The following is an 18,588-nucleotide window of genomic DNA, read 5'->3' as shown; positions in this document are numbered from 1 at the left end:
TCGCGGGCTGGCTGTCCGCACAGCCCGTGCACGACTTCGACCGCCCGACCGCGGCAGGCGACGGACGTCCCGAACGCTCACCATGCCGGCACCGGCGGAAAGACCCTGGGCCGAGACATCGCGCAGGTGCTCACCGAAAGCGTGAAAAGGGACGGGGCGTGCGGACACCCCCGCGCTTCAAGCTCGCACCAAAACACGGCGGCGGACGCAGCGGCTCGTTCGTGATCCAAGGCGCCACCGGCCGTTCGCACACCACAACAGCGGACACGACCCGTGTTGACCTGACCGCCCGAAGAAGCTCACCGTGCGGAGAGCCGACCGCGCATAGAGCAGGGCGCAGGCCCGAGCGGCCGAAGAACTCGACGGGCGGCCAGCTGACCGCGCAGGCCCGACCGGTCGGAGAACGCACACCGCGCAGAGCCGACCGCGCAGAGCCGACCGCGCAGAGCCGACCGGTCGGAGGACTCGTCACGTGGCATGACTCGGCGTCGTTGCGGGGACCCGGGCGCGCACAGGACCGGCGCGGCGAGGCACCGGACGGGGAGCCGATCGTGCTGGGTCTCAACGCACGAAAGACCCGCCGCACGGGAGGACCCGCCGCGCGGAGGGCTCGCCGCACGAAGGACCCCGCACGGAGGACTCGCCGCGCGAGCGGTGGATGGGCGTAGGTTGCCGGTGTGGTCCGGCAGCGTCCTTTATGGACTGTGGCACGCTGGCATGTCGGTCTGGGACCCGGGCCGGATCGGTGGCGGGATGCGGCGAGGCGCATACCTGGGTGGTGGTTCGGGCCGGGGACGAGGGGGTCCGGAGTGTGGTGGGCGCCGCGCACTGCCGGGTGTGGTGGGTGGCCGTCGTGCGGGGCGACGCCGGCACCGTGTCGCGGGGTCTCTGGTGTGGTGTGGCTTCCGGGTCTGTGGGCCGCTGCGGCGGCCGTGCTCGGCGGTAGTGGAATGGCGTTGTTCCTCGACCGTCGGCGGCGGCTCCATGCCAACGGGCACCGATGCGGGTGTCAGGTCTGCCGTGGTCGGCGTGGGCGCACGCGCCGACTGCTCTGACACGGGAACAGGCGTCAGGCGCGCGGGCGCTGGCACGGGAACAGGACCGGGCGCTGACCCCGCGGTCACCGGCGTAGGCGCAGGCAGAGGCGCTGCTCCCGCAGGAGCAGGCACAGATGCGGGCGCCGCCCCCGCAGACACAGGCACAGGCGCAAGCACAGGCACGGACGCAAGCACAGACGCGGACGCAGACCCCGCAGACACAAGCACAGGCGCGGGCACAGACGCGGGCGCTGACCCCGCAGGCACAGGCGAGGTTCCAGGCACGGGCGCAGGCGCGGGCACAGACGCGGGCACAGACGCGGGCACAGACGCGGGCACAGACGCGGGCACAGACGCGGGCACAGACGCGGGCACAGACGCGGACGCTGACCCAGCAGACACAGGCGCGGGCGCGGTTCCAGGCACGGGCGCAGACACGGGCACGGGCACGGGCGCCGACTCCGCGGGTGCCGAACCCAACCGCACGGGACGAGGCGTGAACGTCGGCTGCACAGGTGCCGGCACGGTCCCCGCCGCCAGGCGAGGCACAGACGCCGGCCCCACCGGCGCAGGCACCGCGACCGGCGCCAATGGAGGCCCCGGCCTCAGGTGCACGGGTGTTGCGGCGGACCCCAACACCGGAGCGCGGCGTGTGCGATCCGGCCGGGCAGACAGCACCGTGGCCGCCTGCGGAGGTGAGGGCCGGCCCACCTCCGCCAGGGCGCGCTCCGATCGGATCCGGGCCAGCTTCCTCGCGTGCCGGGCGGCCAGGCCGTGCCGGCGGGCCTCGGCGAACTCCGCACGGGCCCGCAGTCTCTCCTCGCGGCGGCGGCAGAACGCGGCCGCAGCCGCCGCGAGGCGGGCGTTTCCGTCCAGCGGTTCAGGAGCTGGGGACGCACCGGAATCTGGTGCGTCCAAAGAGAAGTAGGGTCGTGGCACTGGCCGCCTCCCCCCGGTAGGCGCTGCCCTCATTCTCGAGCGTGCGCACCGCCGCGTCCAGCGCCGTGACTCCTTGTAAACGCCCGGTGACCCCGGTTAGGGCGTCCGGTCCAGGAAGCCCAGGACCTGGTTGATCCGGCCGTCGGGGGCGATGGTCACCACGTCGAACCCGGCGACCGGGGCGGGCTGGCCGGGCAGGCCTGCCTCCCAGGTGAAGCGGGCCTGGTCGTGGTGGCCGTCGACGGGGCCGAGGCGGCTGATCACGAAGCCGGGGAACTGGGACTGCACGCCGGCGATCAGCCAGTCGATCTCTCCCGGGCCGCGAGCCGTCGACATGGGGTCGACGAACGTCACGTCGGGGGTGAACAGGGCGTCGATCGCGGCTCGGCGGGTGGCCGGGTCCGTCGCGTTCCATGCCTCGATGTACTGGTCTACCAGCTTCTCGTATTCGCTCATGGCGACGACCTTGTCAGCGTGAACGTGGCCTGGTCGATTCCCTGGGAGGTAATGGACAGCGCTCCTACGATCGGATCATGACGCAACCAGTCGGGGTGCTGCTGCGCGAGTGGCGGGAGCGGCGGCGGCTCAGTCAGTTGGAGTTGTCGATCCAGGCGGAGATCTCCACGCGGCATCTGAGTTTTGTGGAGACGGGGCGGTCCAGGCCGACGAGTGCGATGATCCTGCGCCTCACGGAGCATCTGGACGTGCCGCTGCGGGAGCGCAACACGATGCTGCTTGCCGGGGGATTTGCGCCCGCGTACCCGGAAGGCCGGCTTGACGGTCCGCAGTTGCGGGCGGTGCGCCACTCGCTCCGGCAGGTGCTGACCGGGCACGAGCCGTTTCCGGCGGTGGTGGTGGACCGGTGGTGGACGATGCTCGACGCCAACGCGCCCGTCGGGCTGCTCACCGCCGGTGTGACAAAGGAGCTGCTGGAGCCGCCGGTCAACGTGCTGCGCCTGTCGCTGCATCCGGACGGGCTCGCGCCGCGGATCGCCAACCTGGAGCAGTGGCGGGCGCACCTGCTGGGGCGTCTCGAGCGGCAGGCCCGCGCGACCGGCGATCCGAAGCTGGGCGAGCTGCTCGGGGAGCTGGCGGCGTACCCGGGCGGCACCGGCCCAGCACCCGCCGCGCATGACGTGGTGGTGCCGCTGCGGATCCGCCACGAGGGCACTGAGCTGCGGTTCTTCAGCATCACCGCGGTGTTCGGCTCGCCGCTGGACGTGACCGTCGCGGAGCTGGCCATCGAGTCGTTCTTCCCCGCCGACGCGGCGACGGCGGACGCACTCCGAACCTGATAAAAACGAAGGAAAGCCCCAAAACCGGTAGCCGTACCGTGGCACGTTTCTGGGATTCGGGTGGGCACGGCCTTCCGTAACGTCATATGCATCGCAAGGCCACACCACACACCACCCACCAGAGGGAGCACATCATGAGCGACTACGACGGCGGCGACACCGGCTACGACGGCGGCGCGGACTACGGTCACGTCGAGGCCGGCCAGGAGCACGAGTCCCTGGACCAGCTGCACCAGGTCAACGCCAGCGAGGCCGACTACAACAACCAGTTCAACGTCTACGAGCAGGACCACGCCTCGGCCGAGTCCACCAGCTTCGACCAGGGCCACCACGTCGAGTACAGCAACCCGAACGGCGCGCACTACGAGGAGTCGGACTACACCTCGTACGACCACAACGAGGCCGAGACCGACCACGTCTTCGCGGCCGAGGGCAGCGAGTCCTCGCACACCGCCGAGTACTCGGAGCTCGACGCCCTCCAGGCCCGCCTGGACAGCGCGTTCGCCTCGGCGACCGAGATCCACACCGACGGCGGCCCCGCGATCGCGGCCAGCTGAACGGCAGGCTGAACGGCCAGCTGAACGGCAGGCTGAACGGCAGGCTGAAAAGCCAGAACACAAAGCTCCTGACGGTGTGGTTGACCACGCCGGCCCGCGGTATCAGCCCCGCGGGCCGGCGACCCACCAGAGCACGCACTCGGTTGTTCGACTTCGTTCGGGTGTCCGGGACTGTCCGGACATTCCCGGCCGCCCGAACGAAGTCGGCCATCCGGGTGCGTTTTGGCATTCATGAAGTAAGAAACGCGACCGGTCCTTGATCAGGCTGGCGATCGGCCACACAATGCCGCCCATGGCGCGAATCGGAATCCGCGACGCCCTAGCGATCTGGCAGCACCGCCGTCAGCAGCGCCGGCGCAGGCAGGACCAACACCATCCGCACAACCAGCAGCAGCAGCAACAGCAGCAGCAGCGCCGGCGCAACCGGGACAGCGACGGCTGCGACTGCGACCCGTGCGACTGCAACCCGTTCATGCTCGGCTCGCTGCTCGGCCTGATGGCGATCGCCGCACCGCGGCGGGCCCCGCGCCGCGACACGACGCGCCCCGGACGGGCCGGTGTGGTGGCGATCCGTGGCTATCAGCGGTGGTTGTCGCCGCACCTGCCGACGCACTGCCGGCAGATCCCCTCGTGCAGCAACTACGGATTGCAGGCGGTGCAGCGGTACGGCCTGGTCGAGGGCTCACGCCTCACGGCCGCCCGGATCAAGCGCTGCAATCCCTCGACCCCGCACGGCACCAAGGACCCTGTGCCGTAAGCAGACGAACGGCCCGGCCGGGACAACCGGCCGGGCCGAGAGGCGTCAGACACGCACGGGCGAAGCGGTGACCGGGGACGCCGGCGCTGTCCGTACCGCCGCCGCCAATGCCAACAACAGCACGTATTGCACAAGCTCCCCGCCCTGCGAGGCCGCCGTCGGCTCGTCGCTGCCGCCGTTGAGGAATCCGAGCAGCAGATACATGACGGCGAACGCGAGCAGCACCCACCGACGCCACCCGGGCAGCCCCCGCCGCACCGCGACCAGGATGCCGCTGACCAGCAGGCTGACCGTGCCGAGGATGCCGCCGATCGGGAAGAACAGAGTCATCGGGCCTTCGCTCTCGTCGCCGTGGATGAGCATGCCGATGCCGCCGAGGGTCAGCGACAGCCAGGCGACCCAGTTGAGCGCGAGGAAGGTCCGGGCGACGCGGCCGTCGCCGGCCGGGCGCAGGGCGGCGAGCCCGAAGAGGAGCACCGCCGTGCCGAAGAGCGCGACGGTCGCCACGACCTGGCCGGCGTACCACTGGCCGCCGCCGACCGGCGGGTCGACGAAGGCCTCGAAGGCCCAGTTGACGAGCCACAGCAGCCCGGTGACGAGGCCGACCGTGCCGGTGATGCGGATGCGTTCCATGTGAGGACTCCAATGCGAGGGGTTGGAACCCGAACGGTCCGGCACGACGGCACCCGCCGTCATGAGTGCGCGCTCTCATCCCGCAGATAGGGGCACGCTCCTATGGCCCCCGGGAGCGCGCGGGCCGCATGATGTCGGCATGTCCGAACGACCCCGCGGCCCGGCCGTGCTCGCCGGCGCCGTGGTGGCCTGGGTCGCCGCCGTCTGGGGCATGTGGTTCGCGGGCGGGCTGACGTTCGCCGACTCGAGCGACGCCTACCTGCTCAACAACTCGGTGATGGCGCTGGCGTTCACCGCGTTCGGCGCCCTGGTGCTCACGTATCACCCGGGGCACCGCATCGGCCGGCTGTTCGTCGCGTACGGGCTCTGCTACGCCGCCAGCCTCGCCGCCCTCGGCCTGCTCTCCGGTTGGCTGACCCTGACGCCGGGCTGGCAGAAGGCGATCGACGTCTTCGGCATCATGATCTGGACGCCGGCGCCGATGATCTGCCTGCCGCTGATCCTGCAGATGTTCCCGGACGGGACCCCGTTGTCGCCCCGGTGGCGCGCGCTGGTGCCGGTGACCGTGGCGCTCGGCCTGCTGTTCCCGGTCCTGATGGTGCTCGCGCCGGACGCCCTGGCCAACGAGCCGATCGCGGACCGCCGCCCGCTCGCCGGCCCGGCGGTGACCGAGCTGGCCGGGACGCTGCTGCCGGTCGACGTCCTGGCGATCGGCGCCGGCGCGCTGCTGAGCGTCGTGGTGCTCGGGCTGCGGGTGTGGCGCTCCCGCGGGAAGCAGCGGCTGCAGCTGCTGTGGCTGCTGTGGGCGATCGGCGTGTTCCTGGTGCTCAACCTGCAGCGGGTGGTGACCGCCGACGGGCCGATCATCTTCGTGCTGTCGCTGGCCCTGATCCCGGCGGCCGCGACCGTCGCGATCGTGCGGCACGGCCTCTACGACATCCGGGTCATCGTCAACCGGTCCCTGGTCTACGGGCTGCTGACCGCCGGGGTCGCCGGGGCGTATCTCGGCATCGTCGCCGCGCTCGGGGCGGTCGCCGACGAGCACGACCTGGCCGGCCCGATCGTCGCCACGGGGGCCGTCGCGCTGGCGTTCGCGCCGGCCCGCAGCCGGGTCCAGACGGCCGTCGACCGGGTGATGTACGGCGGGCGCGCCGACCCTGCGGCGGCCGCGGCCCGGGTCGGCAGCCGCCTCACCGGTGGCCTCGACGGTGTGCTGCGCGCCGTCTGCGAGTCGCTGCGGCTGCCGTACGCGGCGGTCAGCGCCGACGGGCAGCTCGTCGCCACGTACGGGGAGCTGCCCGAGATGCGCCACAGCGTGCCGCTCGACCTGGGGGACGGCCCGCCCGCCGACCTGCTCGTGGGGTTGCGCGCCGGGGAACGCCGGCTGGCCGCCGCCGACCGCCGGGCCCTGGAGCTGCTCGCGGCGCCGATCGGGCTGGCCGTGCGGGAGGTGCGGCTGTCCGGGGAACTGCGCGAGTCGAGGACCCGGATCGTCGCCGCCCGCGAGGAGGAACGCCGGCGGCTGCGCCGCGACCTGCACGACGGGCTCGGCACGGCGCTGACGGCGGTGACCCTCAAAGCCGACGCCGCGCACAACGCGCTGCGGGCCGACCCGGACCGGGCCGGGGAGCTGCTGCTGGGCGTGCGCCGGGACGTCACCGGCGCGATCGCCGACATCCGCCGCCTCGTCTACGACCTGCGCCCGCCGGATCTCGACGAGCTGGGCCTGCTCGCGGCGCTGCGGCAGCGGGCCGAGCAGTCGTGGGTCAGGGAGGTCACGGTCACCGTCGACGCGCCGGACACGCTGCCCGCGCTGCCCGCCGCGGTGGAGGTGGCCGCGTACCGGATCGCCACCGAGGCCGTGACCAACACCATGCGGCACGGCGGGGCGGCCACCGGCCGGATCCGGCTGCGGGTCGACGGCGGGTCGCTGCACGTGGAGGTCAGCGACGACGGCACGGGCGACGGCGAGCCGTGGCGGCACGGCGTCGGCCTGCGCTCCATGCACGAACGCGCGGCGGAGCTCGGCGGCACGCTCACCGCGGGCCCGACCGACGCCGGCGGCCGGGTGCACGCGACGCTCCCCTTGGAGAATTCATGATCAGGATCCTGATCGTCGACGACCATCCCTTGATGCGGGAGGGCATGCGCGCGCTCGTCGCGTCCTATGTGGACATCGAGGTGGCCGGGGAGGCCGCCGATGGCGAGGAGGCCCGGCGGGAGGTGCTGCGGGCCGCGCCGGACGTGGTCGTCATGGACCTGCACATGCCGGGCACCAACGGCGTCGACGCGACCCGGGCGATCCTGGCCGCCGCCCCGCAGACCAGGGTGCTGGTGCTGACCATGTTCGAGGACGACGACTCGGTGTTCGCGGCGATGCGGGCCGGCGCGTCCGGATACCTCGTCAAGGGCGCGCAACAGCAGGAGATCATCCTCGCGATCCGGTCCGTGGCGGCCGGCCAGGCGATCTTCGGGCCGACGGTGGCCCGGCGGATCATCGCGTTCTTCTCCTCGACGCCGGCCGCGCTCGAGAAAGTGCCCTTCCCGGAGCTGACCGGCCGCGAACGCGAGGTCCTCGACCTCATCGCGGCCGGCCGCCCCAATCACGGCATCGCCCGTGATCTGGTGATCAGCGCCAAGACCGTCAGCAACCACATCTCCGCCATCTTCGCGAAGCTGCAGGTCGCCGACCGCGCCGAGGCGATCATCCGGGCCCGGGAAGCCGGCCTGGGCAAGACGCGCTAGGCGTGGCTTCGGTGATAGGCCCGCACCAGATCCTCCACCTGCGCCCGCAACGCCAGGAACTCCGGCGTCCGCTTGACCGCCAGGTCCCGCGAGTCCGGCAGGTCGACCGCCACGTCCGCGGCCACCCGCCCCGGGTCGCTGGACAGCACGATCACCCGCCGGCTCAGGAACACCGCCTCCTCGACGTCGTGGGTGACCATGAGCACCGTCGTGCCCGTGTCCTGCCACACCCCGCGCAGGAAGACCTGCATGTCCTCCTTGGTCTGCACGTCGAGTGCGCCGAACGGCTCGTCGAGGAGCAGCACCTCGGGTTCGCACGCCAGGGCGCGGGCGATCGCGACCCGCTGCCGCTGCCCGCCGGACAGCTGTTTCGGCAGGGCGTGCCGGAACTGCGTGAGGCCGGTCTCCGCCAGGTACCAGTCGACCCGCGCCTTCCGCTCGGCCCGGGGCAGCCCGAGCAGCTCCAGGCCGAAGGCGATGTTGCGTTCCACCGTGCGCCACGGGTACACGGCGCCGGACTGGCACACGAGCCCCCGCTCGGGACCGGGCCCGACGACCGAGGCGCCGTCGAGCGTCACCGAACCGGACGTCGGCGCCACCAGCCCGGCGACGATGGACAGCAGCGTCGACTTGCCGGACCCACTGGCGCCGACCACGCAGACGAACTCGCCGCGGTCCACCGACAACGACACGTCCTCCAGCGCCGTCTTCGTGAAGAAGGTCCGCCCGACACCGGACAGGGTCAGCATCACACCCACCGTCCGATCCGGTTGCGGGCCAGCCGGAGCAGGACGTCGGTGAGGACGCCCGCGACCGCGATGACGACGAGGATCGCGAAGATCTTGTCGGTCTGCGTGAACCGCTGGGCCAGCAGGATCCGCTTGCCCAGCCCGGTGTCGCTGTTGACCAGCTCCGCGACCACGACCAGGTTCCACGCGGCGGCGAAGTTGACCCGGACGGCGTCGAGCATCCCGGGCAGCGAGTGCGGCAGGATGATCTTCCACAGCACTTCGCGTCGCCTGGCGCCCAAGGTGTACGCGACGTCGACGAAGTCCCGTGGCACCAGCCGCACCACGTCCGCCGTCATCAGCATGTTGAAGAAGACCGTGCCGATGAAGATCAGCGCGATCTTCGGCGACTCGTCGATGCCGAGCCAGATCAGCAGCAGCGGGGTGAACGCCGCGGCGGGCAGGTAGCGCAGCAGCCCGCTCAGCGGCTCCAGCAGCGCGTTCGCGGCGGCGAAGCTGCCCATGGCGACGCCGAGCGGCACCGACACCACGACGGCCAGGCCGAAGCCGTAGACGATCCGCTGCACCGTGGCCCAGGTGTCGGTCCACAGCTGTCCGCTCGCGGCCATGTCGGCGCCCGCCTGCCAGACCCGGGCCAGGCTGGGCAGGTAGCGGGCCGGCACGGCCTCGGTGGCGCCGAGGACCAGCCAGACCGCGACCGGCAGCAGCACCGACAGCGCGACCAGCACGAGCCGGGTGCGGCCCGGCAGCGGCGCCCGGATCGCGAACACCGGCCGCGGCGGGCGCACCGGCCGCCGCCGGGGCAGCGGTCCCCAGGACCTGGAGGTCCTGGGGACGGTCATCGTCACCGCACTGCCTTCACGAACTTCGGCTCGAACAACCCGTCGAGCGGCGGTTTGGCGTCCACCAGCTTGGTGCTCACCAGGAACTCGGCGATCTTGTTCGCCTGGAAGTCCAGGTGCTTGGCGTCCGAGCCGGGCGTGAACGCCTCGATGTTCTGTTCCTTGGTGAAGATCGTGGTGCCGGCGTCGTAGGACTTGTAGTCGTCGTCGGAGACGCCGCCCTTCTTCGCCATGATGCTCACCGCCTCCGCCGGGTTGGCCTTGATCCAGGCGGTGGTGTCGAACCAGGTCTGCACCACCTTCTGCACCTCGTCGGGGTGGTCCTGGACGAACTTCGACTGGAACGACAGGGCGTCGGGGATCGCCCCCGGGAAGTCCTTCGACGTGCTGATCGCGGTGCTGCCGGCCCGGCCCAGCGCCGTGGTGGTGAACGGCGCGAACACGCCGACCGCGTCGACCTGCCCGGCGACGAACGCGGCCGCGGCGGCGTCGGTGAGCAGCGGCGTGAACGTGACGTCCTTCTCCGTGAGGCCGGCCTTCTCCAGCGCGAGCAGCAGCAGGTAGTGATCGACGGTGCCCTGCTCGGCGGCGACCTTCTTGCCTTTGAGTTCGGCCACGGTGCGGATGCCAGGCCCGGCGATGATCTGGTCGTTGCCGGTGGAGTTGTCGTTGAGCAGCACGATGGTCTGCTTCGACCCGCCGGAGACGGACGACAGCGTGTCGTTGAGCGTCTGGCTGTTGCAGGTGAGGTTGCCGGTGGCGAGGGCGTTGAGGCTGTCGGTGTAGCTGTCGAAGTACTTCAGCTCGACGGTCACGCCGTTCTTGGCGAACAGCCCCTTCTCCTGCGCGACCTGCCACGGGAACCAGCCCGGCCAGGCGCTGAACCCAAGCGTGATCTTGGCGCCGGATCCGGATGCCCCGTCGTCGGATGAGGAGCCGCAAGCGGCCAGAAAGGCGGTCCCCGCGACCGCGGAGAGGAAGGAACGGCGCTTCATGAGGTCCTCCTGGGAAGGTGGCCGGCGCGCACCAGGCAGCCGAGGGTGTCGCAGATGACGCGGGTCGCGATGAGCGCGGTGATCTCGGCGTTGTCGTACGGTGGCGAGCACTCGACGACCTCGATGCCGGCGAGGGGCCGCTCGGCGATGAGCTGGATGAACTTGAGCACCTCGCGGGGCAGGAAGCCGCCCGGCTCGGGCCAGCCGGTGCCGGGCACGAACGCCGCGTCGAGGCAGTCGACGTCGAAGGACAGCCAGACGGCGTCGGCGCCGTCCCACGCCACTTCGAGGGCCTTGGCCGCGGCGGCCTCGATGCCCATCTCGACGCAGTCGGTGACGGTCATGATGGTGGTGCCGCGCTCCCGGCCGACCTTGACGCCCGGGCGGGGCGCCTGCCAGCCGCCGATGCCGATCTGGACGAGGTTCTTCGCGGGCACGTTGGGGATGTCCGTGGCGTGGAACCACGGAGTGGTGTGCATCCGCTCGTCGAGGTCGGTCTCCTGGGTGTCGACGTGCCGGTCGAAGTGGATGATGCCGAGGTTGCCGGTCATGTGTTCGGCGACGCCGCGGACCGTGGGATAGCCGATCGAGTGGTCGCCGCCGAGCACGACCGGGAACGCGCCGGACTGGTAGACGTGCGAGACGGCCTTGGAGATCTGGTCGAACGTCTTCTCGATGTTGGCCGGGATGGTGAAGATGTCGCCGAGGTCCGCGATGGTGATCGACTCGCGGAGGTCGACGCCGAGCTCGAAGCTGTAGGGCCCGTAGAGCGCGGAGATCTTCCGGATGCCCTGCGGTCCGAAGCGGGTCCCGGACCGATACGTGGTGCCGCCGTCGAACGGGGCGCCGAGCACGGCGACGTCGTATTCGCCGCAGCGGCGCACGTCCTCCAGGTAGGGCGCCTTCAGGAACGTGTTGATCCCGGCGAAGTGCGGCAGCTCGCCGCGGGAGAACGTCGGGATCCGCTTGTCGACGATGGAGTCCGCGCCCGGCAGCCCGTACTCCAGGCCGCGGGCGATCTCCTCTTCCCACTTGGTGGTGGGCAGCTCGGCCTCGCGCTCGACCGCGTAGCGCGCCTCGGGACCGTAGTTGTCGTGCAGCTCGTGCCGATGCGGATGACCGTGGTTGAAGCCCATGGACAGACCCTTCGGGGTGCGTCCGGCGCACAGCCGGACTGCGACGGCTGTCTCCCGGGCTTTTGTCCCGCCGTGGAACGCCCGGCGTTGCCGCGGGGCGCCTGCACCTCTCGGACCAGCCGCCGGTTCTCCCGGCGCGGAACCCTAGGCGCGCCTCACCAGTGGTGAGTCGATGGCAGTAGACCCCTGCGGGGTTACTGCCGCTTTGCCCGTCCGTTGCGGTGGTGTAACCAGCGCATCGGTGATCCGGCGGGTCTCGATCAGGTCACGGCCGAGCACGGTGGCGACGGTCCCTCCGGCGGCCAGGGCCATGACCGCGCTCGTCGGTGTGCTGCTCGTCGTGGCGGTTTCGCCGGTACGGAACACCGTCGCGTGCACCCTTGCCCCACCGAAGCCGGCCGGGCCGTCCCACCCCCGCGCGTGCGGGCCCACCGCGACGTCGCTGCGGTACAACGCGCGGCCGTCACGCCGCAGGACGGTGGTCAGCCGGACGTCACCGGGGTCCTCACCGTGCCGCCCACAGACCAGCTCCTCCCGCCAGACCAGCTCGGCGTCCCGGTCCAGGTCCACTGTGGACACGGTGGTGTGCCGGCAGCGGGCGGCGGCGATGAGCGGCTCCGGCAGCCACAGCAGCCGGCCGCCTTCGGCGACGCTGACGCTGACCGACAGCCGGCTCGCGTCGCCGAACCGGTTCGGCAGGGCGATGCTCGCCGCCACCGTGCGGATGGTCAGCTCCGCGCCGGGGCCGACCTCGATCTCCATGGTCAGGTCGTCGCCGCCGAGCGGGGCCGCCGCGCCGCCGACGAAATGGACCTCGCTCGGCCCCGTCCGTCGCGGCAGCAGCGGCGCCTCACCCTTGAGCACCCGCAACGCGGTGCCGCTTGTCGTGTGCTCCGCGACGACGCGCGCGGTGGCCTTCACATCAGGCCCCGGATCCATTCCTGGACGGGTTTGGCCGACGGGTCCTCGACCAGCGACAGGAACACCGTCGGCAGCGCGCCCCGGCGGGCGGTCGCGTCGCGGTCCATCACGGCCAGGTCCGCACCGACCAGCGGCGCGAGGTCGGTCTTGTTGATGACCAGCAGGTCCGCGGCGGTGACGCCGGGGCCGCCCTTGCGGGGCACCTTGTCACCGCCGGCCACGTCGACCACGAAGATCTGCTTGTCGATCAGGCCCTTGCTGAACGTCGCGGTCAGGTTGTCGCCGCCGCTCTCCACGAGGATGACGTCGAGCGGGCCGAGGCTGTCCTCCAGCTCCTCGATGGCGTCGAGGTTGGCGGAGATGTCGTCGCGGATCGCGGTGTGCGGGCAGCACCCGGTCTCCACGGCGCGGATCCGCTCGGCCGGCAGGACCCCGTTGCGCAGCAGGAAGTCGGCGTCCTCGGTGGTGTAGATGTCGTTGGTGACGACGGCGAGGCGCAGGTCGTCCGCCATGGCCCGGCACAGCGCGGCGACCAGCGCCGTCTTGCCGGAGCCGACCGGGCCGCCGATGCCGATGCGCACGGCGCGCTGCCCGGTTCCGCTCTCCGCCAGCGGCGCGTGCGGGTCGACATCGGGGTGCGGGTGCGTATGTGGTGTCTCGTCCGGCCCGTGTTCGTGGCCGTGATCGTCAGGATGCAAAGAGTCGTACCTCCCATGCGGCGTGGTCCTCGGCGGACACGTCCAGCAGCGGCGACGATGCCGCTGGCAGGTCGGCCGCGGGGCCACGGGCGGCTTCGGTCGCTGCTTGAGCGACCCGGTCGATGTCGTCGCCGAGGGCGGCGATGAGCCCGTGCACCTGGTACGGGTCCAGTCCCAGCAGGCGCACCGCGGCGCTCGCCGGGCCGGAGACGGCGTGGTAGGCGCTGATCGCCGCGCTCTCCCCCGGCGTGCAGCCGGCCGCCTCCGCGACCACGCCCAGCGCGACAGGCTGGTGCAGGCCCTTCCTCACGGCGCCTGCTTTCGTCACGTGGGGGCCGGGCCACACCACGGCGGCGGCCCGCCACAGCGACCGGCCCTGCCTTCGTGACGCGAGCCGCAGCGCCGGCGAGGGGGTCCGTGCGTCGAGTTCCTCGTCGATCCCGTCCATGCTGCCCGGATCGGCGCACGCCGCAGCGGCGAAGGCCGCCCCGACCAGGCCCGAGGTGTACAACCGCCCAATGAGAAAACGGCGCAGGCTGTCGAGGTCACTGACCCTCTTCCGGACCACGGCCGCCTCCAGCCCACCGGAGTGCGCGTGACCCCCGGACGGGAAGCGGCCGTCGGCCAGGATCAGGAGCTGTGCCTTCATCAGAACAGGAAGTACCGTTGGGCCATCGGCAGCTCGGTGACCGGGTCGGGCTCGACCACCTCGCCGTCGATGCGGACGGTGAACGTGTCGGGCTCCACCTCGATCCGCGGCAGCGCGTCGTTGCCCGGCAGGTCGGCCTTGCCGACACCGCGGGTGTCGGCGACCGCGGCGAGGCGCCGGTGCAGGCCGAGCCGGTCCGCGAGACCGTCGTCCAGCGCCGCCTGCGCGACGAACGCGAGGCTGGTCGCCGGTGCCGTCCTGCCGTAGGCGCCGAACATCGGCCGGGACAGGATCGGCTGCGGGGTGGGGATCGAGGCGTTGGCGTCGCCCATGGCACCCCAGGCGATCACGCCGCCCTTGATGACGGCGTGCGGCCGCACCCCGAAGAACGCCGGATCCCACAGCACCAGGTCGGCGAGCTTGCCCACCGCGACCGAGCCGACCTCGGCCGCGATGCCGCTGGCGATCGCCGGGCAGATGGTGTACTTCGCGACGTAGCGCTTGGCGCGCTCGTTGTCGGCGGGACCGTCACCGGGCAGGGACCCGCGGCGCCGCTTCATGACGTGCGCGGTCTGCCACGTCCGCAGGACGACCTCGCCGACCCGGCCCATCGCCTGGGAGTCCGAGCCGATGATCGAGATCGCGCCCAGGTCGTGCAGCAGGTCCTCGGCGGCCATCGTGGAGGGCCTGATCCGGCTCTCGGCGAACGCCAGGTCCTCCGGCACGCTCGGGTTGAGGTGGTGGCAGACGATGAGCATGTCGAGATGCTCACTCAGGGTGTTCTGGGTGTACGGCCTGGTCGGGTTCGTCGATGACGGCAGCACATTGGGGTGGGACGCGACGGTGATGATGTCGGGTGCGTGCCCGCCGCCGGCCCCCTCCGTGTGATACGCGTGGATCGACCTTCCGGCGATCGCGCGCAGGGTCTCCTCGACGAACCCCGCCTCGTTGAGCGTGTCCGTGTGGATGTTGACCTGCACCCCGGAGGCGTCCGCGACCCGCAGGCAGGCATCGATCGCCGCGGGTGTGGTGCCCCAGTCCTCGTGCAGCTTGAAGCCGCCGGCGCCACCGCGCAGCTGCTCCCACATCGCTTCGGTGGACACCGTGTTGCCCTTGCCCAGCAGCAGCACGTTGATCGGCCACGGGTCGAGGGCCTCGAGCATCCTGGCCAGGTGCCACGAGCCGGGGGTGACCGTGGTCGCCTTGCTGCCCTCCGCCGGCCCGGTGCCGCCGCCGACGATCGTGGTGATGCCGCTGGCGAGGGCCTCCTCCAGGATCAGCGGGGCGATCAGGTGCACGTGGCAGTCGATCGCGCCGGCCGTCAGGATCCTGCCGTTGCCGGCGATGATCTCCGTTGACGGTCCGATGACGAGGGCGGGGTCGACGCCGTCCATGATGTCGGGGTTGCCGGCCCGGCCGATGCCGACGATCCGGCCGTCGCGGATACCGATGTCGGCCTTGACGATGCCCCAGTGGTCGAGGATGACCGCGCCGGTGATCACGGTGTCCGGGGTGCCCTCGGCCCGGGTGGCCCGGGACTGGCCCATCGACTCGCGGATCACCTTGCCGCCGCCGAAGACCGCCTCGTCACCGCCGGCGCAGTCGTCGCGCTCGACCTGGATGAGCAGGTCCGTGTCGGCGAGCCGGATCCGGTCGCCGGTGGTTGGGCCGTAGAGGTTGGCGTAGCGCCTGCGGTCGATGTCCATCACGGTGTGCTTTCGTTGATGCGCAGGCCCGGCACGATCCGGTTTCCCGCGAGGGGTACCAACACGACCTCCCGGGACACGCCCGGCTCGAAGCGCACCGAGGTGCCCGCCGGGACGCCGAGCCGGTGACCGGCGGCGGCCTCGCGGTCGAAGTCCAGCGCGTCATTGGCCTCGGCGAAGTGGTAGTGCGACCCGACCTGCACCGGCCGGTCGCCCGTGTTGACGACGGCCAGCACCAGCTCGGTCCGGCCGGCGTTGATGACCACCGGGCCCTCGCCCGGGAAGATCTCGCCGGGGATCATGGGATCGGGTGGTGGACGGTCACCAGCTTGGTGCCGTCCGGGAACGTGGCCTCCACCTGCACCTCCGCCAGCATCTCCGGCACCCCCTCCAGCACGTCGTCACGGCCGAGCACGTGCCGCCCGGCCTCCATCAGGTCGACCACGGTCCGGCCGTCGCGAGCGCCCTCCAGCAGGAACGCCGTGATGATGGCGATCGACTCCGGGTAGTTCAGCTTCAGGCCGCGGTCCTTGCGGCGTTGTGCCACGTCGGCGGCGACGTGGATCAGCAGGCGCTCCTGCTCATGGCGGGTCAGGAACAACGATGACCTCCTGGGTTTGGCGCACGCGATGCTGCCAGGCAGATGTTTCCCCAGCATTACACGCTATTCCCTTTACCTTCCTTTCATTTCTTGAAAGGTATTCGCTATTCGGTTTCCAGCACCCTTCTTTGGTGGCAACCGTGCCGTGTTAGGCTCCTGACCTGGACTGCCCCGCGGGTCTACCTAGAGAGTTGCGCATGAGCAATCACCGGTCCGTCGTCATCAACGGAGACCTCGGCAGCGGCAAGAGCACCGTTTCCGTGGAGCTCTCCAGCCGGCTCGCACTGCGTCGCATCAGCGTCGGTGACATGTACCGGCAGATGGCCGAGGAACGCGGCATGACCGCGCTGCAACTCAACCTCCACGCGGAGCTCGACGACGCGATCGACAGCGCGGTCGACGAGCTGCAGAGCAACATCGCCAAGTCCGGCGAGCAGCTCATCGTCGACAGCCGCCTGGCGTGGTTCTTCTTCCACGACGCGTTCAAGGTCCACCTCATCACCGAGCCCACCGAGGCCGCCCGCCGCGTCCTGGCCCGCCCGCACAGCGAGGTGGAGCGCTACGCGACGCTCGAGGAGGCCAAGGAGCGGCTGCACGGCCGCAGCGAGAGCGAGCGGGTGCGCTTCCTGACCCGTTACGGCGCCGACAAGCTCCGCCTGCGCAACTACGACCTGGTCTGCGACAGCACCCGCGCCCGGCCCGACGACATCGTCGCGATGATCGTGGACGCGTTCGAGGGCCGCCTCGGTGGCGACATCCTCCGCGAGCGCCCGCCGCTGCTGCTGCTCGACCCGATGCGGATCTACCCGACCCGCCTGGCCGATCCCGCCGAGGACTCGTTCGTCGCCTCCGCCGGCGACGCCGGCCCGCAGTCCATGGAACCGTTGACGATCGGGCACTCCGGCCCCGACTACTACGTCATCGACGGGCACCGCCGGCTCAGTGCCGCCGTGCAGAACGAGTTCCGGCTCGTGCCCGCCAGCCTCCTGGCCGAGGGTTCGGAGCCGGTCACCGGGCGGTTGAGTGCCAACGACTACTTCCGCGCGCACGTCACCGACGAGGTGGTCGAGGCGTGGCAGCGGGCTCACAAGATCGAGCTTCCGGTACCCGCCCTGGTTGAGTAGGCCTACTCAGGCCTTTGTTCTCGGGGGCGCCGAGACTGCTCGCATGACAACACCAATGCCCTCGAAGACCACCACCGCATTCTTCCTGCAGTCCGCGGTCTCGTTCGGCGTCTCGGTGGTCGGCCTCGGTGTCGGCATCGCCTACCTGCCGGTCAATCACTGGATGCGGGCGTTTCTCGCCATCGGGCTGCTCTACACCGTCACGTCGGCGTTCACGCTCGCCAAGTGCGTCCGGGACCACCAGGAGTCCACAGCCGTCGTCTCACGGGTCGATCAGGCGCGCCTGGACAAGTTACTGACTGATCACGATCCGTACCGCGCGTGATGTTTTCTCCGCTTTTGTACGCTTTCTGTCAGCGCCTGGGGCCCACCCCGGGCGCTGTCGCATGGATGATCGGCTACGTCACACCGGCCATGACTAGGCCAGACGGCTATCTAGCTGTATGGTTCAGCGCAACGCGGCGACCTTGAAGACCGCCAGATCGACCTCGCGCACGTTCGAGTGATCTAGACCACTCGTGGCGCCAGCCGATATGCCCGTTCCGAGGCTATCGTGCCCATTTCCGGTCGTGCTATTTCTTAGCCCAGACTTAAGAATACTAAAGGTGCCCACGACGGCACGCCGCAGGGTTTCACTCCCTCGGCGAACCGTGGCATGCTTCGACCCGGAAAACAGTTACGCAAGGTTGCGAGTGGCATACCGTGCGCCGATCTTGACGGCATTGCCGAAAGTGAATCGCGCCCGGTTTCTCGCAAAGACATATGCAGTCGATAGTAAGGAGCGGAATCGCCAACCGAGCATTCACGCCGAAAAGCTCCGACAGGCCTGAGGCCGCGTCGACTGACGGATGTCGACTGATCCGGGAGGATTCCCAGCGCATGAACAGCTCTTCCACGACCACCACCACGCCCCGCAGCGCGTTACGCCGCACGAGCGTCGGCATCATCGCCGCGGCGCTGTTCGCCGGCGGCGCACTGAGCGCCTGCAAGGACCTGCCGGCGACGGGCTCGGCCGGCCGCCCGACGGTCGGCCCCACGACGGCCCAGCCGTCCACCTCGACCAGCGTCGCGCCGGTCAGCTCCACCTCGCCCTCGGCGTCGGCGTCCGCGTCCCCCACGAAGACGGCCACGTCGACCACCAAGCCACCCGCGCCCGGCAACGGCGGAGGCGTGCCGCCGACCTACACGGTCGCCGGCTTCCCGG

Annotated in this window: 19 protein-coding genes, 1 pseudogene and 1 riboswitch; of the genes and pseudogenes, 8 read left to right on the top strand and 12 right to left on the bottom strand. The window is 70.9% G+C overall.

All coding sequences use genetic code 11. From position 1 onward, the window contains the following. Window positions 1-2,072 precede the first annotated feature (2,072 nt). Complete coding sequence (locus Dsi01nite_RS49705; protein ID WP_203853502.1) at window positions 2,073-2,432, bottom strand: nuclear transport factor 2 family protein; 360 nt, start codon at window positions 2,430-2,432, stop codon at window positions 2,073-2,075. Window positions 2,433-2,509: 77 nt separating this feature from the next. On the opposite strand from Dsi01nite_RS49705, the gene Dsi01nite_RS49700 reads away from it, so the two are divergent. The 3 genes from Dsi01nite_RS49700 to yidD all read left to right on the top strand — a co-directional run bounded on the left by Dsi01nite_RS49700 (window position 2,510) and on the right by yidD (window position 4,585). Next, a complete protein-coding gene (locus tag Dsi01nite_RS49700) occupies window positions 2,510-3,271 on the top strand; it encodes a helix-turn-helix domain-containing protein (protein WP_203853501.1) in 762 nt (253 codons plus the stop codon). A gap of 134 nt (window positions 3,272-3,405) precedes the next feature. Continuing rightward, complete coding sequence (locus tag Dsi01nite_RS49695; protein ID WP_203853500.1) at window positions 3,406-3,828, top strand: hypothetical protein; 423 nt, start codon at window positions 3,406-3,408, stop codon at window positions 3,826-3,828. Between the two features lie 292 nt (window positions 3,829-4,120). Continuing rightward, the gene (gene yidD / locus Dsi01nite_RS57980; protein ID WP_239136944.1) at window positions 4,121-4,585 is read left to right on the top strand and encodes a membrane protein insertion efficiency factor YidD; all 465 of its coding nucleotides are present in this window, start codon (window positions 4,121-4,123) and stop codon (window positions 4,583-4,585) included. Between the two features lie 45 nt (window positions 4,586-4,630). Here the strand turns inward: yidD and Dsi01nite_RS49685 are convergent, their stop codons facing one another. Then, window positions 4,631-5,218: a hypothetical protein gene (locus Dsi01nite_RS49685; RefSeq protein WP_203853499.1), complete on the bottom strand. Its 588-nt coding sequence runs from the start codon at window positions 5,216-5,218 to the stop codon at window positions 4,631-4,633. A 139-nt stretch (window positions 5,219-5,357) separates the two neighbouring features. Between Dsi01nite_RS49685 and Dsi01nite_RS49680 the strand changes: the two genes are divergently transcribed. Then, window positions 5,358-7,319 carry a sensor histidine kinase gene (locus Dsi01nite_RS49680; RefSeq protein WP_203853498.1) on the top strand — a complete coding sequence of 654 codons (1,962 nt, stop codon included), beginning with the start codon at window positions 5,358-5,360 and terminating at the stop codon, window positions 7,317-7,319. After that, window positions 7,316-7,963, top strand: coding sequence for a response regulator (locus tag Dsi01nite_RS49675; protein ID WP_203853497.1), 648 nt, complete (start codon window positions 7,316-7,318; stop codon window positions 7,961-7,963). The genes Dsi01nite_RS49680 and Dsi01nite_RS49675 overlap by 4 nt, the downstream gene beginning before the upstream one ends. Here Dsi01nite_RS49675 and Dsi01nite_RS58595 read toward each other — a convergent pair. The 10 genes from Dsi01nite_RS58595 to Dsi01nite_RS49625 all read right to left on the bottom strand — a co-directional run bounded on the left by Dsi01nite_RS58595 (window position 7,960) and on the right by Dsi01nite_RS49625 (window position 16,260). Beyond that, window positions 7,960-8,712 (bottom strand): ABC transporter ATP-binding protein, encoded by a 753-nt coding sequence (locus Dsi01nite_RS58595; RefSeq protein ID WP_203853496.1) that lies wholly within the window; start codon window positions 8,710-8,712, stop codon window positions 7,960-7,962. The two genes, Dsi01nite_RS49675 and Dsi01nite_RS58595, sit on opposite strands and share 4 nt — an antisense overlap. Then, complete coding sequence (locus tag Dsi01nite_RS49665) at window positions 8,712-9,554, bottom strand: ABC transporter permease (RefSeq protein WP_203853495.1); 843 nt, start codon at window positions 9,552-9,554, stop codon at window positions 8,712-8,714. Before Dsi01nite_RS49665 ends, Dsi01nite_RS58595 begins: the two co-directional genes overlap by 1 nt. A 2-nt stretch (window positions 9,555-9,556) precedes the next feature. Next, window positions 9,557-10,549 carry an ABC transporter substrate-binding protein gene (locus Dsi01nite_RS49660; protein ID WP_203853494.1) on the bottom strand — a complete coding sequence of 331 codons (993 nt, stop codon included), beginning with the start codon at window positions 10,547-10,549 and terminating at the stop codon, window positions 9,557-9,559. Next, window positions 10,546-11,685, bottom strand: a complete 1,140-nt coding sequence (locus Dsi01nite_RS49655; protein WP_203853493.1) for an agmatinase family protein — start codon at window positions 11,683-11,685, stop codon at window positions 10,546-10,548. The genes Dsi01nite_RS49660 and Dsi01nite_RS49655 overlap by 4 nt, the downstream gene beginning before the upstream one ends. A gap of 49 nt (window positions 11,686-11,734) precedes the next feature. Next, a riboswitch (guanidine-I (ykkC/yxkD leader) is annotated at window positions 11,735-11,844 on the bottom strand. Beyond that, window positions 11,830-12,606, bottom strand: coding sequence for an urease accessory protein UreD (locus tag Dsi01nite_RS49650; RefSeq protein WP_203853492.1), 777 nt, complete (start codon window positions 12,604-12,606; stop codon window positions 11,830-11,832). Its footprint overlaps the riboswitch before it by 15 nt. Beyond that, on the bottom strand, window positions 12,603-13,304 hold the full coding sequence (gene ureG / locus Dsi01nite_RS49645) for an urease accessory protein UreG (RefSeq protein ID WP_203853491.1): 702 nt from the start codon (window positions 13,302-13,304) through the stop codon (window positions 12,603-12,605). The genes Dsi01nite_RS49650 and ureG overlap by 4 nt, the downstream gene beginning before the upstream one ends. Next, window positions 13,294-13,953, bottom strand: coding sequence for an urease accessory protein UreF (locus Dsi01nite_RS49640; RefSeq protein WP_203853490.1), 660 nt, complete (start codon window positions 13,951-13,953; stop codon window positions 13,294-13,296). Before Dsi01nite_RS49640 ends, ureG begins: the two co-directional genes overlap by 11 nt. Then, window positions 13,953-15,659 (bottom strand): urease subunit alpha, encoded by a 1,707-nt coding sequence (locus Dsi01nite_RS49635; protein WP_373318948.1) that lies wholly within the window; start codon window positions 15,657-15,659, stop codon window positions 13,953-13,955. The genes Dsi01nite_RS49640 and Dsi01nite_RS49635 overlap by 1 nt, the downstream gene beginning before the upstream one ends. Then, window positions 15,659-15,961, bottom strand: a complete 303-nt coding sequence (locus Dsi01nite_RS49630) for an urease subunit beta (protein WP_203853488.1) — start codon at window positions 15,959-15,961, stop codon at window positions 15,659-15,661. Before Dsi01nite_RS49630 ends, Dsi01nite_RS49635 begins: the two co-directional genes overlap by 1 nt. Then, window positions 15,958-16,260 (bottom strand): urease subunit gamma, encoded by a 303-nt coding sequence (locus Dsi01nite_RS49625; RefSeq protein ID WP_203853487.1) that lies wholly within the window; start codon window positions 16,258-16,260, stop codon window positions 15,958-15,960. The genes Dsi01nite_RS49630 and Dsi01nite_RS49625 overlap by 4 nt, the downstream gene beginning before the upstream one ends. A gap of 197 nt (window positions 16,261-16,457) precedes the next feature. On the opposite strand from Dsi01nite_RS49625, the gene Dsi01nite_RS49620 reads away from it, so the two are divergent. The 3 genes and pseudogenes from Dsi01nite_RS49620 to Dsi01nite_RS49610 all read left to right on the top strand — a co-directional run. Continuing rightward, a complete protein-coding gene (locus tag Dsi01nite_RS49620) occupies window positions 16,458-17,384 on the top strand; it encodes an AAA family ATPase (RefSeq protein ID WP_203853486.1) in 927 nt (308 codons plus the stop codon). A 43-nt stretch (window positions 17,385-17,427) separates the two neighbouring features. After that, a complete protein-coding gene (locus Dsi01nite_RS49615) occupies window positions 17,428-17,709 on the top strand; it encodes a YiaA/YiaB family inner membrane protein (protein WP_203853485.1) in 282 nt (93 codons plus the stop codon). 554 nt (window positions 17,710-18,263) lie between these two features. Continuing rightward, window positions 18,264-18,588: pseudogene (locus tag Dsi01nite_RS49610) on the top strand (hypothetical protein); the annotation flags it as partial.

This window comes from Dactylosporangium siamense, assembly GCF_016862795.1.
Lineage (GTDB): Bacteria > Actinomycetota > Actinomycetes > Mycobacteriales > Micromonosporaceae > Dactylosporangium > Dactylosporangium siamense.
Note: the sequence above shows the minus strand (reverse complement) of the source record. Positions and strands in the feature narration are given on the sequence as shown.

What these genes read in the sequence shown, in the direction of transcription:
- Dsi01nite_RS49705 (WP_203853502.1), bottom strand. Translation starts at nt 2,432, where the DNA reads ATGAGCGAATACGAGAAGCTGGTAGACCAGTACATCGAGGCATGGAAC.
- Dsi01nite_RS49700 (WP_203853501.1), top strand. Translation starts at nt 2,510, where the DNA reads ATGACGCAACCAGTCGGGGTGCTGCTGCGCGAGTGGCGGGAGCGGCGG.
- Dsi01nite_RS49695 (WP_203853500.1), top strand. Translation starts at nt 3,406, where the DNA reads ATGAGCGACTACGACGGCGGCGACACCGGCTACGACGGCGGCGCGGAC.
- yidD (WP_239136944.1), top strand. Translation starts at nt 4,121, where the DNA reads ATGGCGCGAATCGGAATCCGCGACGCCCTAGCGATCTGGCAGCACCGC.
- Dsi01nite_RS49685 (WP_203853499.1), bottom strand. Translation starts at nt 5,218, where the DNA reads ATGGAACGCATCCGCATCACCGGCACGGTCGGCCTCGTCACCGGGCTG.
- Dsi01nite_RS49680 (WP_203853498.1), top strand. Translation starts at nt 5,358, where the DNA reads ATGTCCGAACGACCCCGCGGCCCGGCCGTGCTCGCCGGCGCCGTGGTG.
- Dsi01nite_RS49675 (WP_203853497.1), top strand. Translation starts at nt 7,316, where the DNA reads ATGATCAGGATCCTGATCGTCGACGACCATCCCTTGATGCGGGAGGGC.
- Dsi01nite_RS58595 (WP_203853496.1), bottom strand. Translation starts at nt 8,712, where the DNA reads ATGCTGACCCTGTCCGGTGTCGGGCGGACCTTCTTCACGAAGACGGCG.
- Dsi01nite_RS49665 (WP_203853495.1), bottom strand. Translation starts at nt 9,554, where the DNA reads ATGACCGTCCCCAGGACCTCCAGGTCCTGGGGACCGCTGCCCCGGCGG.
- Dsi01nite_RS49660 (WP_203853494.1), bottom strand. Translation starts at nt 10,549, where the DNA reads ATGAAGCGCCGTTCCTTCCTCTCCGCGGTCGCGGGGACCGCCTTTCTG.
- Dsi01nite_RS49655 (WP_203853493.1), bottom strand. Translation starts at nt 11,685, where the DNA reads ATGGGCTTCAACCACGGTCATCCGCATCGGCACGAGCTGCACGACAAC.
- Dsi01nite_RS49640 (WP_203853490.1), bottom strand. Translation starts at nt 13,953, where the DNA reads ATGAAGGCACAGCTCCTGATCCTGGCCGACGGCCGCTTCCCGTCCGGG.
- Dsi01nite_RS49635 (WP_373318948.1), bottom strand. Translation starts at nt 15,659, where the DNA reads ATGGACATCGACCGCAGGCGCTACGCCAACCTCTACGGCCCAACCACC.
- Dsi01nite_RS49630 (WP_203853488.1), bottom strand. Translation starts at nt 15,961, where the DNA reads ATGATCCCCGGCGAGATCTTCCCGGGCGAGGGCCCGGTGGTCATCAAC.
- Dsi01nite_RS49620 (WP_203853486.1), top strand. Translation starts at nt 16,458, where the DNA reads ATGAGCAATCACCGGTCCGTCGTCATCAACGGAGACCTCGGCAGCGGC.
- Dsi01nite_RS49615 (WP_203853485.1), top strand. Translation starts at nt 17,428, where the DNA reads ATGACAACACCAATGCCCTCGAAGACCACCACCGCATTCTTCCTGCAG.